Source organism: Bradyrhizobium sp. Crot121 (assembly GCF_059512385.1).
On the sequence record NZ_JCAMOR010000437.1, the window covers coordinates 1 to 400 of the forward strand.

Annotated in this window: 1 pseudogene; it reads right to left on the reverse strand. The window is 57.5% G+C overall.

Annotation, left to right across the window (positions count from 1 at the left end):
• Nucleotides 1-161 (reverse strand): annotated as a pseudogene (locus AC5ZGW_RS47365) (IS630 family transposase); the annotation flags it as partial.
• Nucleotides 162-400: the final 239 nt, after the last annotated feature.

Consider the following 400-nt stretch of genomic DNA (forward strand, 5'->3'; position numbering starts at 1 on the left):
TTGCTTGGCAAGCCATCTGCGCACCGTAGGATCGCGCGGCACCGCTCAGATAGCGACCGGGCCACACGATAACGACGAACCTGCCTCTCCAAATATGCTCGCTCTTGCGGACTCAGCACCAACGGCTCGATTGGCCGGCCTCTAACACCTGCATTCGCCACAAGCGCTCTCCTCTACAGAGATTCGAGCCATCATATAATGTGACGAACTTGCGTTCCAGATGACTAGAGCGGGGTGGGATTAGCTTGAATCGATTGAGCATTCCCAAATCAGCTCGGTTCTGATTCAACATGCTGGCTGGGAAGGAGGCCAGCATGGATGGGGCGAGCGTATTCGACTGACCTGCGTGAGCGCGTGGTTGACGCCGTTTGCAAGGGTGGCCTGTCGTGCCATCAGGCGG